Origin of the sequence: Falsiroseomonas stagni DSM 19981, from assembly GCF_900114315.1 — a bacterium.
Lineage (GTDB): Bacteria > Pseudomonadota > Alphaproteobacteria > Acetobacterales > Acetobacteraceae > Falsiroseomonas > Falsiroseomonas stagni.
In genome coordinates this window covers 24,651-43,826 of record NZ_FOSQ01000016.1, presented here as the reverse complement: position 1 = coordinate 43,826, position 19,176 = coordinate 24,651, and the positions used below count along the sequence as shown (strand labels likewise).

Here is a 19,176-nt window from a genome sequence, read left to right as displayed (position 1 = left end):
GGTTGGCTTCACTGCGCTACCCAGCCGCCATCGATGCTGAGCGACATGCCGTTGATGGAGCCGCTGTTGGGGCCGGCGAGGTAGAGCGCGCCCTCCGCGATCTCCTCCACCTCCACCCAGCGCTTGTTGGGCTGGCGTTCCAGCAGGAAGTCGGTCAGCGCGACCTCCTCCGACACGTTGTGCTTGGCGGCCAGCGGCGCGACCTGCGCTTCGGCCAGCGGCGTGCGGACGAAGCCGGGGCAGATGGCGTTGCAGGTGACGGGGGTGCGCGCGACTTCCAGCGCCACCGACTTCGTCAGGCCGACCACGGCATGCTTGGCGGAGACATACGCCGTCTTGAAGGGGCTCGCGACCAGGCCGTGGGCGCTGGCGACGTTGATGATGCGGCCGAAGCCGCGCGCCTTCATCCCCGGCAGCGCCGCCTTGATGGCGTGGAAGTTGGAGGTGAAGTTGATCGCGATGATGCGGTCGAACTGCTCCTCCGGGAAATCCTCGACCGGGGAGACATGCTGGATACCGGCATTGTTCACGAGGATGTCGAGCGACCCCAGCGTCGCCTGGCATTCCGCGACCATGGCGCGGATCTCGGCGGGCTTCGACATGTCGGCGGCGGAATAGGGCGCCTCCGCCACGCCCATGGCGGCGCCGACCTTGGCGCGGGCCTCGGCGATGGCTTCCGGCTTGCCGAAGCCGTTCAGCATCACCTTCGCACCCTCTGCCGCATAGGCCAGCGCGATGGCAAGGCCGATGCCGGAGGTCGAACCCGTCACCAGGGCCACGCGGCCCTCCAGCTTCCTCGTCATGGGTCGATCCTTCCTCAATCTGATATGTTGCAGCGCGGCATGGGCGGGAGGGTTGCTCAGGGCAGGCGCTTGAGCAAGCCGACCAGGCGCTTGACGAAGGGCGACATCAATTTGGGCGCGTAGAAGTCGCCGGCCGCCCGCTTCGCGGCCTCCGCCAGGGTGGGGTAGGGCAGGACCAGGCCCGCCAAAGCGGAGAGCTTCATCTTGCGGCCGATCATCAGGGCGAAGGTGCCGGCCATCTCCCCGGCATGGGGGGCCAGGATGCCGGCGCCGAGCAACCGCCCGGACTTCGTGGCCACCAGCTTGACCAGGCCGTGGCGCACGCCCTCCGTCACCGCGCGGTCGGTCTCCGGCACCGGGAAGCGCAGGATGCGGATGTCGTGGCCGGCGGCGCGGGCCTCCTCCTCCGTCATGCCGATCTGGGCGAGTTCGGGGTCGGTGTAGGTCACGCGGGGCAGGGCGGCGTAGTCGACCTTGGCGGGCAGGCGGAACAGCATGGCGCGGGCGAGGATGCCGGCATGCTGGGACGCCACATGGGTGAAGGCGCGGGGGCCTATGCCGACGGGGTCCGCGATGTCCCCCACCGCGAAGACGCGGCGGTTGGTGGTGGACCGCAGCCCGGCATCCGTCGTGATGCCCGCCTTGCTGTGCGCGACCTGCCCGGCAGTGAGGTCGAGCCCCGCGAGGCGCGGCGCGCGGCCCACCGCCAGCAGCAGGTGGGTGCCGCCGATGCGGCGTCCATCCTCCAGCACGGCGACCAGGCCGGGGGTGCCATCCTCCGCCGGGTCGGGCTCCACGCGCGACAGCTTAGCGCCTTCCAGCAGCGCCACGCCATCCGCGGTCAGCGCGCGGCGGAGGCCATCGGCCAGTTCGGGATCGTCGCGCCCGGCGATGCGCCCGGCCTCGATCACCGTGACCAGGCAGCCGAGGCGCGCATGGGCCTGCGCCATCTCGAGTCCTATGGGTCCGCCGCCGAGGATGATCAGGTGGCCCGGCGGTTCCTCCAGGTCGAAGATCGTCTCATTGGTCAGCCAGGGGACGGGGCCGAGGCCGGGGATGTCCGGCACGATGGCCTGGCTGCCGGCGGCGATCACGCAGCGGCGGAAGGTGATGCGGCGGCCCGCGGCCTCGATCACGTCCGGCGCTGCGAAATGGGCGGAGGCGCGGATCACCTCCACCCCCATGGCCCGGAAACGGGCTTCGGAATCGGTCGGCGCGATGTGGGCGATGGTGCCGCGGATATGGGCGCGGAGCGCCGCCCAGTCGATCTCGGGCGCGGGCAGGCGGATGCCGAAGCGGTGGGCGTTGCGGGCGCTGGCGGCGGCATGGGCGGCGGCGAGCATGGCCTTGGAGGGCACGCAGCCGTAGTTCAGGCAGTCCCCGCCCATCGCCCCGCGCTCGATCAGCGCCACCTTCAGGCCGAGCCCGGCGGAGAAGGCCGCGGTGGACAGGCCGGCGGCGCCGGCGCCGATCACCACCACGTCGAAGTCAGGCGTGCTGCCGAAGGCCATGGGCCGCGTCCTCTGCCGTGCGGCACCGGCAATGCAACCTGGCGCCGCCCGGGGCAAGCCCCGGGCGGGCCGGGGGCGTCAGTGGACGGAGGCCGGTTCCATGTCGTGCTGCCGGATGGCGGCGGCGGCCAGCATGGCGCTGGGCGCGGCGCCGATGGGCGTGCCATCCGCGGCATGGATGCTGAAGGCGACGGCGCCATTCATCACGACGGGGCGCAGATAGGCGACATGGTCCGCGCCGAGGCGCGCGAAATCGCGGTTGGACAGGCTGCGAAGGGTATTGGTGCTGAGGAAGCTGGGGGCCTCGTCGGCGTAGCTGTCATGGTCGTTCATGGTCTTCTCCTTCCCGCACGTCCCGGAGGCCCGTGTGGATTGAACGCGGCAGGGGTATCCGAAGATCACCCCTCCCTGTTGCGGATACCGTTGATCGGCGCGGGCGGCAGGTCGCTCACCTGGCTGACGACGGGTCGTTGCGGCGCGCCATTGCCGCGCGCCGCGATCTGGATGGTCTTCACACGCACTTCCGGCACGGGGCGGCGCAGGTCCACATGCAGCAGGCCGTTGTCGAGCCAGGCGCCTTCCACCTCGATCCCCTCGGCCAGCACGAAGGCGCGCTGGAACTGGCGGGCGGCGATGCCGCGGTGGAGGAAGATGCGCCCTTCCGAATCGTCGCGCTGCCGGCCGCGGATGACGAGCTGGTTGTCCTCCTGCGTGATCTGGAGGTCGTCCATCGAGAAGCCGGCCACCGCGAGGGTGATGCGCAGCCGCGTCTCCCCGGTCTGCTCGATGTTGTAGGGGGGGTAGCCGTCAGCCGATTTCTGCACGCGGTCGAGCATCTGTTCGAGATGGTCGAAGCCGAGGAACAGCGGAGAGCCGAACAGGGAAGGGCGTGACATCGGTATCGTGTGCCTCCTCGCTCAGGAGCGAAGCGTTGGTCCGCGGGGCCCCAAGGCACCCCGTGGGGGGAGATTTTGGCGGTTGGGTGCGCCGTTGCAAGGGGGGCGGGGCGGGGCTACCTGTGCCGGCCCTTCCGCCACCAAGGCCCGCCATGTCCACGCCCCCGACCGACCCCGCCTTGATGCCCATCCTTTTCGTGCCCGATCCCCGGCTGCGCGCCAAGGCGAAGCCGGTCCTGGCGGCGGGGGCGGAGATCGCGGCGCTGTCGGAACGGATGCTGGCCACGATGTACAAGGCGCCGGGCATCGGGCTGGCCGCGCCGCAGGTGGGGGAGATGCTGCGCCTGGTCGTGATCGACCTGCATGAGAACGACATCCGCGCGCCGCTGGTCCTGGTGAACCCGACCATCATCGCGGACAGCAAGGAATTGGCGACGCGGGAGGAAGGGTGCCTGTCCCTGCCGAACCAGTTCGCGGAGGTGACGCGGCCCGCGCGGGTGAAGGTGGGCTACCAGGATTTGACCGGCGCGAAGAAGGAGATCGAGGGCGAGGGGCTGATGGCCGCCTGCCTGCAGCATGAGATCGACCACCTCGATGGCGTGCTGTTCGTGGATCACCTCTCGGCGTTGAAGCGCAACATGCTGCTGCGGAAGCTGGCGAAGGAGCTGAAGGCCAAGGCGAGCGAATGAGCCGCCCCCTCCGCATTGCGTTCATGGGCAGCCCGGATTTTTCCGTGCCGGCGCTGCGGGCGCTGCATGGGGCGGGGCACCACATCGTCGCGGTCTACACGCAGCCGCCGAAGCCGGCGGGGCGCGGGCAGCGGGAGACGCCCTGCCCGGTGCATCGCGCCGCGCTCGAACTGGGGCTGCCGGTGCGGACGCCGGCGCGCGTCAGGAAGGATGAGGCGGAGCACGCGGCGTTCCGGGCGCTCGACCTGGATGTCGCGGTGGTCGCGGCCTATGGGCTGATCCTGCCCAAGGCGATGCTGGACGCGCCGCGGCGGGGGTGCCTCAACATCCATGCCTCCCTGCTGCCGCGCTGGCGGGGCGCCGGGCCGATCCAGGCGGCGATCCTGGCCGGGGACAGCGAAACCGGCATCACCATCATGCGGATGGAGGAGGGGCTGGACACCGGCCCCATGCTGCTGCGGGAAAGTGTCCCGATCGGCCCGCGCATGACGACGCCCGAGCTGCACGATGCCCTGGCTGCGATCGGCGGGCCGCTTGTGCTGCGGGCACTCGCGGAAAACCCGGAACCGGTGCCGCAGCCGGAGGAGGGCGTGACCTATGCGCCCAAGCTCTCCAAGCCCGATGGGCGGATCGACTGGTGGCAGGATGCCGCGGCGCTGGACCGGCGCATCCGCGCCATGAATCCCTGGCCCGGCTGCTTCTTCCAGGCGGGGGAGGAGGTGATCCGCGTGCTGGCGGCGGAACCCGCCCCGGGCGAGGGCCTGCCGGGGACTGTGCTGGATGGCGCGCCCACCATCGCCTGCGGGGCCGGCGCCATCCGCCTGCTGCGGCTGCAACGCGCGGGCCGCGCGGCCATGCCGGCGGCGGATTTTCTCCGTGGCTTTCCGATGCCGGCGGGCACCGTGCTAGCCCCGACCCCAGCCTGATGCCGCGCTACGCGCTGCGCCTGGAATATGACGGCACGGAATTCTGCGGCTGGCAGCGGCAGGGCGATCTTCCCAGTGTCCAGAAGGTGCTGGAGGAAGCCTGCGCCTTCCTGAACCATGGCGAAGTGCCGACCGCGACGGCGGCAGGGCGCACGGATGCGGGGGTGCATGCGGAAGCGGCGGTCGCGGATGTGGTGCTGGCGCAGGACCTGCCGCCGCATCGCATCCGCGATGCCATCAACTTCCGCACCCTGCCGCATCCCGTCGTCGTCACCGCCGCGGCGCGCGTGGCCGATGACTGGTCGGCGCGCTTCGACTGCATCGGCCGTGGCTACCGCTACCGCATCCTCAACCGGCCATCGCGGCCGGGGATGGAGCCGGGGAAGGTCTGGCATGTGAAGCGGCGCCTCGATGCGGGCGCGATGCATGAGGCCGCGCAGGGCCTGCTCGGCAAGCATGATTTCTCCGCCTTCCGCGCCGCCTCCTGCCAGGCGAAGTCGGCGCTGCGGACGCTGGACCGGCTGGACGTGTCGCGCATCGGGGAGGAGGTGGTGATCGTGGCGGAGGCCCGGTCCTTCCTGCACCACCAGGTCCGCAACCTCGTCGGCACGCTGGTGGAGGTGGGGGATGGGCGGCGGCCCGTCACCTGGCCCCGCACCCTGCTGGAGGGGCGGGACCGGACGCGCGCGGGGATGACGGCGCCGCCGGACGGGCTGGTGTTCCGCTACGCGAAGTACGATCCGGAGCCGGACTGGGTCTGATCCCTACAGCGGTTCCGGCGCTTCCAGTTCGAACCGCTGCGCCAGCTTCGCCAGGGCCGGCGGGATGCCGGGGTGGAGGGCCACGCCCTTCTCCATCGCCTCCGCCCGGCGCTGCATCGCGCGCTCGCCGGGCAGGCGGGGGGCGGCCTGGCCGGGGCGGGGCGGGTTGCTGTGGACGGCATCGGCCATCCAGCCGGTCTCCCGCATGAAGGCGTCCGTGCCGCCGAAGCGGGCGGGGTCCAGCACCATCACCAGGACGGAGGCACCCCAGCCCGTGGGGTTGTCGGCGCGGCCATGGCCGGCCAGCGCGCTGGTCAGCGCCTCCACCAGCAGGCCGAGCGCGAAGCCCTTGTGCCCGGCCTCGATCCCGCCCAGCGGCAGCAGCGTGCCGGCGGGTTCGGCCCAGAAGGCGTTGGGGTCCGTGGTGGGATTGCCGTGGCCGTCCAGCAGCCAGGGGTGGTCGAACTGCTTGCCCTCCGCGCGCTTGCGGGCCGTCATGCCGTTCGTGGTGTTGGACATGGAGACGTCGATCAGCACCGGCCCCGCGGGGGTCGGCCAGGCGGCGGCCAGCGGGTTCGGGGTGTAGACGCGCTTCGTGCCGCCCCAGGGGGCGACGCTGCCGGTGGCGGGGTCCGAACAGGTCAGGATCAGCATCCGCCCGGCGGCGGCGACCGGCGGGCCATAGGCGGCGAGCGCGCCGATATGGTGGCAGCGGCGGATGCTGATGGCGCCCATGCCGAAATCCGCGGCCAGTTCCTGCGCCTTGTCGATGGCGCGGCGCACCAGCCAGGGGCCGGGCAGCTTGCGGCCATCCCAGGTTTCCGCGACCGGGGTCGCTGCCACCAGCTCCGGCTCCCCCACCGCGCGCATGTCGCCGCTGGCCAGCGCATCGAGGTAGGGCGTCAGCAGCGCCAGGCCATGCGTGTCATGGCCCATGAGGTCGCCTTCCAGCAGCACCTCCGCCACCGCGCGGGCCTTCTCGGGATCGAGCCCCGCGGCGGTGCAGGCGCTGATGGCGAATTGCCGCAGCCCCCCGACATCATGCCGGGCGACCTCCTGCCGGTCGGTCATGCGACGTGTCTCCCCCAATCCTTGTCGTTCAGCCCAGCGAAAGCCGCTGCGCCAGCCCCGCCAGGAAGACGCCGATGAGGAGGTCGAGGAAGACCACCGCCGTCGCCCTGCCGCCGGTCAGGCCGAGGCCCACGCGCACGGTGAACCATTCCAGCCAGACCAGGTAGCCGAAACACGCCAGCGTCAGCCCCTGCAGCAGCAGCCCCGAGGCGCCGAGCGCGACCGGCACCGCGAGGGCCAGCCACAGCAGGTACTGGATGATGTTGATCCAGTTCCAGCCCGCGATGAAGCGCGGCCAGGCGGCACCGCGGCCCCAGAGCTCCGCCACGAAGAGCGAGATCAGCGGGAAGATCAGCCATCCCAGCGCATAGGTGATGATCTCCGCCATCAGCGGGCGGCCCAGCACCTCCATCCCCGCGCCGGCTTGCGCCCAGCTGAAGAAGCGCAGCGCCAGGAAGGCGGGCAGGCAGATGGCGGCCGCGATGAAGGACCGCCAGGCGCCGGACGGCGTGCTTTCCATCAGCACCATCCCCTCCGGCCGTCCGCGCGCCAGCAGCGTGGCGCCGGCCATGCCGGCGGCGATCGACAGGCGCAGCGGCGGTTCCGGCGGCGTGCCGCCCGGACCGCCGGCGCCGGGCGCGGGGGACCCGCTCAGCCGAGCACCTCCTCGATCACCCGGGCATAGAGGCGGGAGAGGGCGCGGAGTTCATCGACCGGCGTGCATTCATCCGCTTTGTGCATGGTGGCGCCGACCGCGCCGAGTTCCGCCACCGGGCAATGCTTCGCCACGAAGCGGGCATCGGAGGTGCCGCCACCGGTATCGAGCGACGGTTCCCGCCCGCATTCCGCCCGCACCGCGCGCACCAGCGCATCCACGAAGGGGCCGGGCGAGGTGAGAAAGCTCTCGCCCGAGCATTCGATGGACAGGTCGTGGCGCGGGGCCTCCGCCGCCAGCACCGCCTTGATGCGGGCGGTGAGGCTGGCCTCGGTGTGCAATTCGTTGAAGCGGATGTTGAGCCGCGCGGTGGCGCTGCCCGGGATGACGTTGGTGGCGGGGTTGCCGACATCGACGCTGGTGACCTGCAGGCTCGTCGGCTCGAAGAATCGCGTGCCCTGGTCGAGCGGCTCCGCCGTCAGCGCGTGCAGCACGCGGACCAGGCGGTGCACGGGGTTGTCGGCGCGCTGGGGATAGGCGGCGTGGCCCTGCGTGCCGTGGACGGTGATGGCGGCGTTCAGGCTGCCGCGGCGGCCGACCTTGATGGTGTCGCCCAGTTCCACCTTGCTGGTGGGCTCGCCGACCAGGCAGCAATCGGGGATCTCGCCCCGGTCCTTCAGCCAGCCCAGCACCTTCACCGTGCCGTCCAGCGCCGGGCCTTCCTCATCCCCGGTGATGAGCAGCGACAGGCTGCCCGGCAGGGCGGGGCGGCGTTCCAGCACCGCGGCGATGGCGGCCACGAAGGCGGCGACGCCGCCCTTCATGTCGGTCGCGCCGCGGCCATACAGCACGCCGCCGCGGACCTCCGCCCCGAAGGGATCGGTGGTCCAGTGCCCCTGGCCCGGCGGCACCACATCCGTATGGCCGGCGAACATCAGATGCGGGCCGCCGGTGCCGCGCCGCGCATAGAGGTTCGGCGTGGTGCCGAAATCCACGCGCTGGCAGGCGAAGCCGAGCGGCGCCAGCGCCGCTTCCAGCACCGCCAGCGCGCCGTCATCCGCGGGGGTGACGGAGCGGCAGCGGATCAGCGCCTGGGCGAGGGGAAGGGGGTCGGTCATGCGGCCCGGCCAACCCGAGCCGCGAAGCGGCCGCGCGCACAGCGCCACCGCATCGACCGATGCGACAGCGCGCAGGCGCGGAAGCCAAGCTGCCGGAGGCGGCGCCCGGCGTCTGAGGGCATGAAAAGGCTAATCCCGCAGCAGGTCGTTGATGCTGGTCTTGGAGCGGGTCTTCTCATCCACCCGCTTCACGATCACGGCGCAGTAGAGGCTCGGCCCCGGCGTGCCATCCGGCAGCGGCTTGCCGGGCAGGGTGCCGGAGACGACGACGGAATAGGCGGGGACGCGGCCGTAGAAGACCTCGCCCGTCGCGCGGTCGATGATCTTGGTGGACATGCCGAGATAGACGCCCATGGACAGCACGCTGCCGCGTTCCACGATCACGCCTTCCGCCACCTCGGACCGCGCGCCGATGAAGCAGTCATCCTCGATGACGACGGGATTCGCCTGCAGCGGTTCGAGCACGCCGCCGATGCCGGCGCCGCCGGAGATGTGGCAGTTCTTGCCGATCTGCGCGCAGGACCCGACCGTGGCCCAGGTATCCACCATCGTGCCGCTGTCGACATAGGCGCCGAGGTTGACGAAGGACGGCATCAGGATGACGCCCGGCGCGATATAGGCGCTGCGGCGCACGACGGCGCCCGGCACGGCGCGGAAGCCGGCGGCCTTGAAGCGGTTCTCGCCCCAGCCCTCGAACTTCAGCGGCACCTTGTCATAGGCACCGGCGGCGGTGTCCATCGGCTGGCTGTCGGACAGGCGGAAGGACATCAGCACGGCCTGCTTCAGCCACTGGTTCACCTTCCAGCCGCCGTTTCCGTCGGGTTCCGCGACGCGCGCGCCACCGGAATCGAGCAGCGCCAGCGCTTCCTCCACCGCGGTGCGATCGGCGCCGTGGGTCTGCGCATTCAGCGTGTCCCGGCGCGCCCAGAGCGCTTCGATGCGGGCCTGGAGGGCAGTCTTGTCCATGGTGGTGCGGGTGTCCTGGCGGGGGGTATCGATGCGCCGGGACCATGCCTAGCGCGCTGGCGCGATGTCAACGGAAGGGGGCGCGCATCCCGCGCTAACCGGCAATTCACCCGCTTCCCGCATCCTTCCCCGCATGGATGTCCTACCCGATGATCGCGAACACTCGCTGGCATCCGCGCTGATCGACAGCCGTGCCCGCTGGCGCGATTTCGCGCTGCTGGCGGCGGACATGGTGTTCGAGACCGATGGCGCCGGCTGCTTCACCTTCGTCGGGCCGGATGAGGTGCTGGGCTGGCGGGCGGAGGCGCTGCTGGGCCGGCCGGCCGCGCAGCTGCTGGCCGGCGGCGGCTGCGGCCTGTTCCGCACGCGCCAGGCGATGCGGGGCGCGCGCATCTGGCTGAACCGCGCCGATGGCACGCCATCCTGCCTCGACTTCACGGTGGTGCCGCATGAGGAAGGGTTGCGCGGCGCCGGGCGGGACGTGACGACGGAGGAGCGGATGGCGGAGGTCTCCGCCCGCGCGCTGCGCCGCGCGACGACGCTCGGCAGGCTGCTGCGGCTGGGGCAGCGGCAGGGCGATGCGGCGGCGGCCCTCGGCGCCATTCTGCGCGCGTTGCCGGCGGCGTTGCCGGCGATGGGTGCGGCGCTGCTGGTGCCGGAAGGCGCGGGCTGGCGCGTGGCGGTGGAGGGCACGGCGTCCGTGCCGCTCGGCCGCCTGCCTTCCCCCGGTGATGTCCCGGCCGCGGCCAGCCGGCTGCTGCTGGTCGGTGCCGAATCCGGCGCCTGCCTGCTGGCCTGGCGGGACGAGGCGCAGCCCGATTTCGATGCCGAGGACCGCGACCTGCTGGAGGCCCTGGCCATGCCCGTTGCCGGCCTGCATGCGGAGGCGCTGCGCCAGCAGGAACTGGCGCAGGCCGCGCATGGGGATGCGCTGACCGGGCTGCTGAACCGCCGCGGCTTCACCATGGCCCTGGCCGGCCGGGTGCGCCCCGCGGCGGGCGCGCTGCTGTTCATCGACCTGGATGGCCTCAAGCCGCTGAACGACGTGCTGGGGCATGAGGCCGGGGACGCCGCGCTGCGCGGCATGGCGGAGCGGCTGCGCGCCGCGTCCTGGCCGGGCGATGTGGCGGCGCGGCTGGGCGGCGACGAATTCTGCCTCTGGCTGGAGGGTGTGGAGAGCGAGGCGGCGGCGCTGGATCGCGCCCGGCCGATCGGCCATCCCGGCCCGCTGCCGGGCTGGCCTGAGGCCGGGGAGGGCGCGCTGCGCGCGAGCCTCGGCATCGCGCTGCCTGCGGCGGGGGAGGACCTGGGCAGCCTGATGATGCGGGCGGATGCCGCGATGTATGCGGTGAAGCGCGCCAAGGCCGGGGGGCGGCGCTGATGGCGGCGATGGCGCCCGCCGCCCAGGGGGCGGCGCGTGGAGCATCCCCGGCGGCCTCCCACGGGGCCAGCCCGGAGGCGGTCCATGCGGCGCGGCATGGCGATACGGCGGCGCGCACGGCTGTGGCGCGCCAGGCCGGCACGCCGCCGGAACTGCTGACCTACCTGGCCGCGGACCCGGCCGCGGAAGTCCGGCGGGCGGTGGCCGGCAATGCCGCGACCCCGCCGGCCGCGGACCGGCTGCTGGCCGATGACCAGGACGCGGCGGTGCGCACGGAACTCGCGCGCCGCGTCGCCCGCCTGGCGCCGAAGCTGAATGCCGGGGCGCAGGACCGCATGACGCGGCTGACCGGCGGCACGCTGGCGCTGCTGGTGGAGGATACGGCGGTCGAGGTGCGGGCCGCGCTGGCCGCGGTGCTGCGCGACATGCCCGATGCACCCCGGGACCTGATCCTGCGCCTCGCCCGGGATACGGCAATGCCGGTGGCGGAGCCCGTCATCCGCCTGTCGCCGCTGCTGACCGATGACGACCTGATGGCCCTGGTGGCGGATCCGCCGGCGCCCGGCACGCGGCGCGCCGTTGCCCGCCGCCCGGCCCTGACGGAACCCGTCACCGACGCCATCGCCGCCACCGCCGATACCGCCGCCGTCGCCGTGCTGCTGGCCAATCCCTCCGCCGCCATCCGGGAGGCGACGCTGGATTCGCTCGTGGCTGGCGCGGGCAGCCGGCCGAGCTGGCAGGCGGCGCTGATCCGCCGGTCGCGCCTGCCGCCGCGCGCCGCCCGCGCGCTGGGGGAGATCGTGGCCGACCACCTGATCAGCCGCCTGGCGGCGCGGCCGGACCTGCCGAGCGGCCTGGCGGAATCGCTCCGATCCCGCCTCATCGCCCGCATGGCCGAAGCGGATGGGGAGGTGGCGCCGCATGAGGCCACGCTGTTCACTGCCGCCCGCGTCGGTGACCGGGAGGCGCTGAAGGAGGCGCTGGCCCGCGATTCCGCCATGACGGAGGGGCAGATCGAAGCCGCCCTATCCCTGCGCAGCGGCCGTGCCCTGGCGGGGCTGTGCCACCGGGCCGGCTGGTCGCCGGCCCTGGCGGAGGCGGTGCAGATGGTGCTGGGCGCCCTGCCGCCGCATGAGATCGTCCGCCCCACCGCGACCGGCGGCTGGGCGATGGCGAATGCGGAACTGGAATGGCAGGCGGAACTGCTGGAGAGCCTGCCCGCCTGACCCCCGGCGCGCCGCGCCGCGCGGGTCATGCTGGACTTTTCCGGACCCGCAAATATCGTCCGCCTCGCGAAAGCCCCTTGGGGCGGCGAAAGCGGCCCTGCGCCGCAGCGAAACGGCGGGGGCGCAGGGGCGGTGGCGGGTGGATACGATGACAGGCGATAGTCAGGCGACGTCGGTCGCCGCACCGCATGGCGCGCCCCCGGCGTCCCACCGCGCGCTCCGTGCGGCGCTGGAGGCGCTGGAGGCCGGGCGGCGGGAGGAGGCGCGGGCGGTGCTCGCCCCCCTGGTGGCCCCCCTGCTGCAGCCGGGCTGCGACGACGCGCTGGCGGATCACGCGGCGCTGGTCGCCCTCGCGGAGCAATACAATGCGTCGCTGGACTGGGCCGCGGGCCAGCTGGTCTACCAGGTGCTGGTGGCGGCGGGCCATGCCGGCTTCGCCGACAGGCGGGACTGGCTGGCCAAGCGCGTTGCCGTGCAGAAGAAGTTCCTCGCCCATTTCGAGGGCGAGACGAGCTTGGCGCGGCTTGGCCGGGTGCTGGGCCCGAGGCTCGGCGGAGAGGTGCGCGGGATCGCGACGACCCGGATGCGCCCGGGCATGGTCGCCATGGCGCTGTACCGGCACGAGGTGACGCTGGAAGGCCGGTCCCGCCCCGTGGTGCTGGTGGAGAAGACCTTCGGCGAAAGCAAGTCGGAGGTCGAGAAGCTGACGCTCCAGGACCTGCTGTTCACCACCGTGCCGCCGCAGCGGCTGTTCGCCCCCGCCTATTACGGCATGCTGCGGAACGGCCCCTTCGGGTCGAGCTTCCACGCCATGATCCCGGGGGAGACGCTGCCGGTGTCCCGCTGGGAACGGACCTGGCGCGAATTGATGTACCACTACTGGTCCGAGCCCCCGCACCCCCGCCTGGCGACGGGCAAGTACCTGATGCACCAGATCATGGGTGACCTGCGCTATGTGGCTTCCGGCGGGCTTCGGCCGGCCGTGCGCGCGCATCTCGGCGATCGGCTGAGGGCCGATGGCGCGGCGTCCGCGGCGGCGGCGCGGATGGCGGCGATCGAGGCCGCGCTGGCGCCGCTGCCCCTCTTCGTCCTGCATGACGACCTGCATGCCGGCAACATCCTGGCGGATGAGCAGGGCACGCCCAGCGTGATCGACTGGGATCGCTGGTGGCTGGCGCCGATCGGCGCGGGCTGGCCGGTGCCGTTCAGCCCGGAGGAGGGGGGGGCGATGTCGCTGGACCGCATCACCTGGGCGCGGCCGCTGCCGGCGGGGGTGGGCACGTCCCAGATGATGCTGGCGGCGGCGCTGTCGGCCTGGCAACTGGCCACGCGGCACGAACACCCGCAGGCCGCCGCCTGCTACCTGGAACGCGCGCTGGCCTGGGAGGGGTGAGGGCTGACGCCCCCGCCTGCCAGCGGGTCCGCGCGGGTGCCTCAGGCGCGGATCAGGGTGCCCGCGCCGCGATCGGTGAAGAGTTCCAGCAGCACGGCATGGGGCACGCGGCCATCGAGGATGACAGCCCCCTTCACGCCCCGCTCCACCGCATAGATGCAGGTCTCGACCTTCGGGATCATGCCGCCGGAGATCCAGCCGGCCTCGATGCCGGCCTTCACTTCCGCCACCGTCATCTCCGGGATCAGGTTGCCGTCGGGGCCGAGCACGCCGCGCACATCGGTCAGCATCAGCAGCCGTTCGGCATCGAGCGCGCCGGCGATGGCGCCGGCCACGGTATCGGCGTTGATGTTGTAGGTCTGGCCGTTGGCATCGACGCCGACGGGGGCGACGACGGGCACGATGTCCGCGCCGATCAGCAGGCGCAGCACGCGCGCATCGACGCTTTCCGGTTCGCCGACGAAGCCGAGGTCCAGCACCTTCTCGATGTTCGAGCCGGGGTCGCGGTAGGTGCGGCTGAGCTTGCGGGCGCGGACCAGGCCGCCATCCTTGCCGGAGATCCCGACTGCGAGCGCGCCGGCGCGGGTGATGGCGGAGGCAACCTGCTTGTTGACCGGGCCGGCCAGGACCATCTCGACCACGTCGAGCATCGCCTCATCCGTCACGCGCAGGCCCTGCACGAAGGTGGACTGGACGTTGAGGCGCTTCAGCATGGCGTTGATCTGCGGGCCGCCGCCATGGACGACCACGGGGTTCACGCCGACCTGTTCGAGGAGGGCGATGTCGCGCCCGAAGCGCAGCGCCGTCTCCTCCTCTCCCATCGCGTGGCCGCCATACTTCACCACCACGATCTGGTCGTCGTAGCGCTTCAGGAAGGGCAGCGCGCCGGCGAGGATCGCCATCTGGTCGAGCGCGTCATCGGTCATGGTCACGGCGTCCCCGGTGCGCCCGGGACCTTCCGCCGCGGGCGGCGCGGTTTGGGGCCGAACGCCGCAAGGGTCAAGGGTGGGGTGGCGGCGGGCGGTGCCCGCCGCCCGGCGGTCAGCGCGCCTCGATGCCGCGGCGGGTGGCGATGATCTCCGACGCCTCGCAGATGTTCACGCGCATCAGCTCCGCCGTCTCGCCGCTGGCCCAGACCACCTTGAAGTCATAGGCGCCGCCCCGGCCACCGGGGGTGTAGGAGACGGAGCGGCCATGGGGGAGGACATTCTCGCCCAGCCGGTCACGTCCCCAGTTGGAGTTGGAGGAGGGCCCGAAATAGAACTCGTTCACCTGCGCGCCGGAGTTGTTGCGGAAGGTGAAGCGCGTGTCGCATTGCGCGAAGGCGGGCGCGGCGACGGCGGTGGCGGCCAGCAGCGTGGCGCCGAGGATGAAGCGTCGGAACATGGATGCATCCTTGCAAGGGATGGCGATCGCGCGGCGCGCATCGCCGGGGCGGATGCTACGCCGCAAGGATGAAGGGCGGATTTCCGACTGTTCCGCGAGTCCCGGCCGGTTCCGCTCAGGCCGCGAGGCCCGCCAGCTCCGCCCGCAATTCGGGGATCCCGGTGCCCTTCTCGCTCGACGTCACCATCACCAGCGGGTGCGCGGCGGTGCGCTTCTTCACCAGGGCATCGATCTCCGCCAGCCGCTTCTTCAACTGCGGCGGCTTCACGTCATCCACCTTGGTGACGACGATCTGGTAGGCGACGGCGGCATCCGCCAGCAATTCCATCGCGGCGCGGTCGGCGGGCTTGGTCTCGACCCGGGCATCCATCAGCAGCAGGACGCGCCGGAGCGTCGGTCGGCCGCGCAGGAAGTCGAACATCAGGCCCTGCCAATCCTCCTTCAGCGTCTTGGAGGCCTTGGCATAGCCGTAGCCCGGCATGTCCACGAGCGTGAGCCGACCCTCATCCAGGTCGAAGAAGTTGAGCTGCCGCGTGCGGCCCGGCGTGACGGAGACGCGGGCCAGCGCCTTCTGCCCCGTCAGGGCATTGAGGAGGGAGGACTTGCCCACGTTGGAACGGCCGCAGAAGGCGATCTCCGGCCCGCGCATCGGCGGCAGCTGGTCGATGCTCTGGGACGCGTAGAAGAAGGTGCAGGGCCGCGCGAAGAGGAGGCGCCCGGCTTCGATCAGCGCCGCGCGGTCCTCCTCCAGCTTCGCCTCGGCAAGGCCGCCCGCGGGAAGCGGGGCGGCCGGGGGGAGGGTCATCCCTGCTTCCCCTTGGACGCGGCGGCGGGCTTGGGCGGCGGCGGTGCCGCGGCCGGGCGGCCCTGGCGCTTCTTGTCCAGCTGCTGGATCCAGTACTGCTGGGCGATGGAAAGCAGGTTGTTCCAGGTCCAGTAGATGACCAGGCCCGCCGGGAAGGAGGCCAGCATGAAGGTGAAGATCAGCGGCATCCAGGCGAAGATCTTGGCCTGGATGGGGTCCGGCGGCGTCGGGTTCAGCTTGAACTGCAGGAACATCGTGATGCCCATCGCGATGGCCCAGGCCGGCATGTGGAACAGGCTGGACAGCTGCATGGGGTCGAAGGGCAGCAGGCCGAAGAGGTTGAACAGGTTGGTGGGGTCCGGCGCGGACAGGTCGTGGATCCAGCCGAAGAAGGGCGCGTGCCGCATCTCGATGGTCACGAACAGGACCTTGTAGAGGGCGAAGAAGACCGGGATCTGCAGCAGGATGGGCAGGCAGCCGGAGGCGGGGTTCACCTTCTCCGACCGATACAGCGCCATCATCTCCGCCTGCGCCTTGGCGGGGTCGTCCTTGTAGCGCTCCCGCACCTCCGTCATCTTCGGCGCGAGCGTCTTCATCCGCGCCATGGAGATGTAGGCCTTGTTGGCCAGCGGGAAGAAGGCGAGCTTCAGGCCGAAGGTGAAGACCAGGATCGCGACGCCGAAATTCCCGAAGATGTGGAACAGCCAGTCGATCGCGTAGAAGAAGGGCTTGGTCAGCCAGTAGAACCAGCCGAAGTCGATCGCCTTGTCGAAATCGACGATGCCGAGCTGCGCCTCATACCGGTCGAGCGTCCGCACTTCCTTGGCGCCGGCGAAGAGCCGGGTGGCGAGGGTGCCTTCGGCGCCCGCGGCGATGGTCTGCGGCGCGGGGGTGGCCATGTCCACCTGCCAGCGATCCTGCCCCCCCTCGCCGGAATGGCGGTAGGCGGTTCGGACCTGGGTCGCCTGGTCCACCGGCGTCAGCGCGGCCAGCCAGTACTTGTCGGTGAAGCCGGCCCAGCCGCCGGGGCTTTCCTGTTCCACCGCCGGGCCGCGGCGCTTCTCGGCCTCCGCGCGCGCATCCTTGTAGGTCCACTCCACCAGGCGGCCATTCAGCACGCCGACGAAGCCCTCATGCAGGATGAAGAAGCCGGCGACCTGGGGCGTCGTCTCTCGCCGCACGCGCGCCCAGGGCAGGACCTGGATGGCCTCCGCGCTGGTGTTGCGCACGGATTGGCGCGCGGTGACCATGAATTCGTCGTCGAGTTCGAGCCGGATGCGGAATTCCTGGCCCTGGCCGTTGTCCCAGCGCAGCGTGACCGGCGCGTTGGGGCCGAGGGGGCCGCCTTCCACCGTCCAGTCGGTATCGGGCCCGGGCACCACGGTGCGGCCATCGGCCGCGGTCCAGCCCCATTGGGCGAAATAGGGATTGGCTTCCGTGCGTGGCGCGAAGAGGCGCACCAGCGGGCTGTCCGGGCGAACCGTCTCCCGGTACCGGCGCAGCACCAGGTCATCCAGCCGCGCGCCGCGCAGGCCGATGCTGCCCTGGAGGGACGCATTCTCCAGCGCCACGCGCTGTTCCGGCGGCCGGTTGGCGGCGGGCGCCGCGGTGGCGCCGCCGGGCGCCTGGTTGGAGACGGCGGTGGGTGGGACGGGGACGGGCACGGCGGCACCCGGGGTGCCGGCGGCCGGCGTGGCGGCCTGCTGCTGGGCGGAGATCTCCGCCTGCCGAAGGCGCTCCGCCTCCCGCGCCGGACGGTTCCAGAGGTCGAAGATCAGCAGGATGCCGACCGACAGGGCGATGGCGGCGAGGAGGCGCTTCTGGTCCATGACGGCCTGGTTCAGCCTTTCGTCACGCCGGCGGCGGCGGGGTCCGCGCCGCGGGCGTTCGGGGAGGAGGATGGCGGCACCGGGTCATAGCCACCCGGATGCCAGGGGTTGCAGCGCAGGATGCGGCGGGCGGTCAACCAGGACCCCTTCAACGCGCCATGCGCCGAGACGGCTTCAAGCCCGTAGTCGCTGCAATGCGGCAGGAAGCGGCAGTTGCAGCCGATGATCGGGCGCAGCGTGTACTGGTAGGTGCGGATGGCGCCGCGCAGCAGGTGCTGCTGGGGAGTCACGGCACGGGGTCCGGCACGGGGGCGGGCTTCAGCAGCCCGGCCTGCTTCAGGGCGCCCCGGAGGTCGCCGAGCAGGGTGCGGAAATCCCGCGTCGCGGTCGCGTCACGGCCGATCAGCACCAGGTCGTAGCCGGCGGGCGCCGCCTCTCCCAACAAGATGCGCGCCGCCTCCCGCAACCGGCGCCGGGCGCGGTTTCGGGTGACGGCGTTGCCGATCTTCTTGGTGGTGGTGAAGCCGACGCGCAACGGCGCCTCGGTCCCGGCCAGCACCTGGAGCACGAGTCCAGGCCGCGCGACGCGTGTGCCGCGGGAGGAGACGCGCTGGAATTCGCGGCGCTGCTTCAGTCGCGGCGGGCGTGCCGGCATGACACTGGACTCGCCCGCCCCGCGATCAGGCCGAGAGCTTCTTGCGGCCCTTGGCGCGGCGATTCGCCAGCACATTGCGGCCGCCGACAGTCGCCGTGCGGGCGCGGAAACCGTGACGGCGCTTCCGGACGAGCTTCGAGGGCTGATAGGTACGCTTCACGACACACTCCCGCGGTGACCGGACCCGTCCACCGCCGCGGGAAGTCCCGGTGGCGCCGACGATCCGGCAGGTATCTCTAAGGGATCGTCATGGCGGCCGCGAAGGACCAGGGCGCGCCCCGACGAAGGCCCGGACGTATAGGGAAGGGGGCGGCCTGCCGTCAACCGCGCGCGGGGGGCGGGGCGGGGGCGAAGACAGGTTCTGGCCATAAATCGGGGAAAGGTGAGGGGGCGGGCAAGCCGAAACGCGTGACGACCCCCACCCCGACCAGCCTTCGGCGTCGCGGCAGTGCCGCGACCCCCCGCAAGCGCGGGGGGCCGGGCAGGGACTCGGTTCAGTTCGTGCGCGGGTCGATCCAGCCGATATGGCCATCGCCCCGGCGATAGACGACGTTCAGCGCATTGGTCGCGCGGTTGCGGAACATCAGGACGGGGACATGCGCCAGGTCCATGCGCATCACCGCCTCCCCCACCGTCAGGCGGTCGATCGTCGCGGGGGTTTCGGCGACCACCGCGGGATGGTCCGCGCCGCTCGCCATGGCGGGCTCGGCATCGGCCTCGACCTCCTCCTCCGTCTCCCGCGCCAGGACCATCTGGCGGGCGGGCTCGCCCATCTCGGGCTCCCGCTCTCCGGCCAGGTGGCGGGCGTGGTCATTCATCCGGCGTCGGTATCGTCGCATCCGCTTGGCGACGTGTTCGGCCGCTTCCTCGAAGGCCTTGTGGGCGTCGCTGCCCTCGCCCTCCCCCCGCATGAACAGGTTGCGACCGGCCTTGAGGTTGATGTCGCAGACGAAGGCGTGGCCCTTCGCATCGCGGCGGAAGGTGACATTCGCTTCGAGCGCGTGGTCGAAATACTTCCGCGCGATGGTGCCGAGGCCGTCCCGCACATGCGTCTTCAGCGCATCACCGGTTTCGACCTGCTTGCCCGCGACTGTAATGTGCATGA

22 protein-coding genes are annotated in these 19,176 nt (G+C 71.8%); 6 read left to right on the top strand and 16 right to left on the bottom strand.

Features of this window, described 5'->3' with window-relative positions; genetic code table 11:
- Positions 1 to 8: 8 nt before the first annotated feature.
- From BM041_RS26160 to BM041_RS26145, 4 genes are all read right to left on the bottom strand, one after another.
- Positions 9 to 803, bottom strand: coding sequence for a 3-hydroxybutyrate dehydrogenase (locus BM041_RS26160; protein ID WP_092962866.1), 795 nt, complete (start codon positions 801 to 803; stop codon positions 9 to 11).
- Positions 804 to 859: 56 nt separating this feature from the next.
- Complete coding sequence (locus BM041_RS26155) at positions 860 to 2,314, bottom strand: dihydrolipoyl dehydrogenase family protein (protein WP_092962865.1); 1,455 nt, start codon at positions 2,312 to 2,314, stop codon at positions 860 to 862.
- Positions 2,315 to 2,392: 78 nt separating this feature from the next.
- Positions 2,393 to 2,647, bottom strand: coding sequence for a DUF1150 family protein (locus tag BM041_RS26150; protein WP_092962864.1), 255 nt, complete (start codon positions 2,645 to 2,647; stop codon positions 2,393 to 2,395).
- Positions 2,648 to 2,712: 65 nt separating this feature from the next.
- Positions 2,713 to 3,210, bottom strand: coding sequence for an Hsp20 family protein (locus tag BM041_RS26145; RefSeq protein ID WP_092962863.1), 498 nt, complete (start codon positions 3,208 to 3,210; stop codon positions 2,713 to 2,715).
- Between the two features lie 152 nt (positions 3,211 to 3,362).
- Here BM041_RS26145 and def point away from each other — a divergent pair, with 152 nt between their 5' ends.
- The 3 genes from def to truA are packed head-to-tail and all read left to right on the top strand — an operon-like array spanning position 3,363 to position 5,586.
- Positions 3,363 to 3,899 carry a peptide deformylase gene (def, locus tag BM041_RS26140; RefSeq protein WP_092962862.1) on the top strand — a complete coding sequence of 179 codons (537 nt, stop codon included), beginning with the start codon at positions 3,363 to 3,365 and terminating at the stop codon, positions 3,897 to 3,899.
- Positions 3,896 to 4,825 carry a methionyl-tRNA formyltransferase gene (gene fmt, locus BM041_RS26135; RefSeq protein WP_092962861.1) on the top strand — a complete coding sequence of 310 codons (930 nt, stop codon included), beginning with the start codon at positions 3,896 to 3,898 and terminating at the stop codon, positions 4,823 to 4,825. Before def ends, fmt begins: the two co-directional genes overlap by 4 nt.
- Entirely contained in the window at positions 4,825 to 5,586 is a 762-nt protein-coding gene (gene truA, locus BM041_RS26130) for a tRNA pseudouridine(38-40) synthase TruA (protein WP_092962860.1), read from the top strand. Before fmt ends, truA begins: the two co-directional genes overlap by 1 nt.
- 3 nt (positions 5,587 to 5,589) lie before the next feature.
- Here the strand turns inward: truA and BM041_RS26125 are convergent, their stop codons facing one another.
- The 4 genes from BM041_RS26125 to dapD form a co-directional block, all read right to left on the bottom strand.
- Positions 5,590 to 6,657 carry an Ldh family oxidoreductase gene (locus tag BM041_RS26125; RefSeq protein WP_092962859.1) on the bottom strand — a complete coding sequence of 356 codons (1,068 nt, stop codon included), beginning with the start codon at positions 6,655 to 6,657 and terminating at the stop codon, positions 5,590 to 5,592.
- Positions 6,658 to 6,685: 28 nt separating this feature from the next.
- On the bottom strand, positions 6,686 to 7,228 hold the full coding sequence (locus tag BM041_RS26120) for a hypothetical protein (RefSeq protein WP_092962858.1): 543 nt from the start codon (positions 7,226 to 7,228) through the stop codon (positions 6,686 to 6,688).
- An 80-nt stretch (positions 7,229 to 7,308) separates the two neighbouring features.
- On the bottom strand, positions 7,309 to 8,430 hold the full coding sequence (dapE, locus tag BM041_RS26115) for a succinyl-diaminopimelate desuccinylase (RefSeq protein ID WP_092962941.1): 1,122 nt from the start codon (positions 8,428 to 8,430) through the stop codon (positions 7,309 to 7,311).
- A gap of 129 nt (positions 8,431 to 8,559) precedes the next feature.
- Complete coding sequence (dapD, locus tag BM041_RS26110) at positions 8,560 to 9,396, bottom strand: 2,3,4,5-tetrahydropyridine-2,6-dicarboxylate N-succinyltransferase (protein WP_092962857.1); 837 nt, start codon at positions 9,394 to 9,396, stop codon at positions 8,560 to 8,562.
- Between the two features lie 133 nt (positions 9,397 to 9,529).
- Here dapD and BM041_RS26105 point away from each other — a divergent pair, with 133 nt between their 5' ends.
- From BM041_RS26105 to BM041_RS26095, 3 genes are all read left to right on the top strand, one after another.
- Positions 9,530 to 10,777, top strand: coding sequence for a sensor domain-containing diguanylate cyclase (locus BM041_RS26105; protein WP_092962856.1), 1,248 nt, complete (start codon positions 9,530 to 9,532; stop codon positions 10,775 to 10,777).
- Complete coding sequence (locus BM041_RS26100; RefSeq protein ID WP_092962855.1) at positions 10,777 to 12,003, top strand: DUF2336 domain-containing protein; 1,227 nt, start codon at positions 10,777 to 10,779, stop codon at positions 12,001 to 12,003. Before BM041_RS26105 ends, BM041_RS26100 begins: the two co-directional genes overlap by 1 nt.
- 148 nt (positions 12,004 to 12,151) lie before the next feature.
- Positions 12,152 to 13,396, top strand: a complete 1,245-nt coding sequence (locus BM041_RS26095) for a phosphotransferase (RefSeq protein ID WP_092962854.1) — start codon at positions 12,152 to 12,154, stop codon at positions 13,394 to 13,396.
- Between the two features lie 41 nt (positions 13,397 to 13,437).
- On the opposite strand, the gene argB is transcribed toward BM041_RS26095, so the two are convergent.
- From argB to hpf, 8 genes are all read right to left on the bottom strand, one after another.
- The gene (gene argB, locus BM041_RS26090; RefSeq protein WP_092962853.1) at positions 13,438 to 14,322 is read right to left on the bottom strand and encodes an acetylglutamate kinase; all 885 of its coding nucleotides are present in this window, start codon (positions 14,320 to 14,322) and stop codon (positions 13,438 to 13,440) included.
- Between the two features lie 115 nt (positions 14,323 to 14,437).
- Complete coding sequence (locus BM041_RS26085; protein ID WP_092962852.1) at positions 14,438 to 14,782, bottom strand: hypothetical protein; 345 nt, start codon at positions 14,780 to 14,782, stop codon at positions 14,438 to 14,440.
- Between the two features lie 115 nt (positions 14,783 to 14,897).
- Positions 14,898 to 15,587 carry a ribosome biogenesis GTP-binding protein YihA/YsxC gene (gene yihA / locus BM041_RS26080; protein WP_092962851.1) on the bottom strand — a complete coding sequence of 230 codons (690 nt, stop codon included), beginning with the start codon at positions 15,585 to 15,587 and terminating at the stop codon, positions 14,898 to 14,900.
- Complete coding sequence (gene yidC, locus BM041_RS26075) at positions 15,584 to 17,416, bottom strand: membrane protein insertase YidC (protein WP_092962850.1); 1,833 nt, start codon at positions 17,414 to 17,416, stop codon at positions 15,584 to 15,586. The genes yihA and yidC overlap by 4 nt, the downstream gene beginning before the upstream one ends.
- Before the next feature lie 11 nt (positions 17,417 to 17,427).
- A complete protein-coding gene (gene yidD, locus BM041_RS26070) occupies positions 17,428 to 17,706 on the bottom strand; it encodes a membrane protein insertion efficiency factor YidD (protein ID WP_092962849.1) in 279 nt (92 codons plus the stop codon).
- Positions 17,703 to 18,071, bottom strand: a complete 369-nt coding sequence (rnpA, locus tag BM041_RS26065) for a ribonuclease P protein component (protein WP_092962848.1) — start codon at positions 18,069 to 18,071, stop codon at positions 17,703 to 17,705. The genes yidD and rnpA overlap by 4 nt, the downstream gene beginning before the upstream one ends.
- Positions 18,072 to 18,096: 25 nt before the next feature.
- Positions 18,097 to 18,231 (bottom strand): 50S ribosomal protein L34, encoded by a 135-nt coding sequence (gene rpmH / locus BM041_RS26060; RefSeq protein WP_092962847.1) that lies wholly within the window; start codon positions 18,229 to 18,231, stop codon positions 18,097 to 18,099.
- Positions 18,232 to 18,565: 334 nt separating this feature from the next.
- Entirely contained in the window at positions 18,566 to 19,174 is a 609-nt protein-coding gene (gene hpf, locus BM041_RS26055) for a ribosome hibernation-promoting factor, HPF/YfiA family (RefSeq protein ID WP_092962846.1), read from the bottom strand.
- Positions 19,175 to 19,176 lie beyond the last annotated feature (2 nt).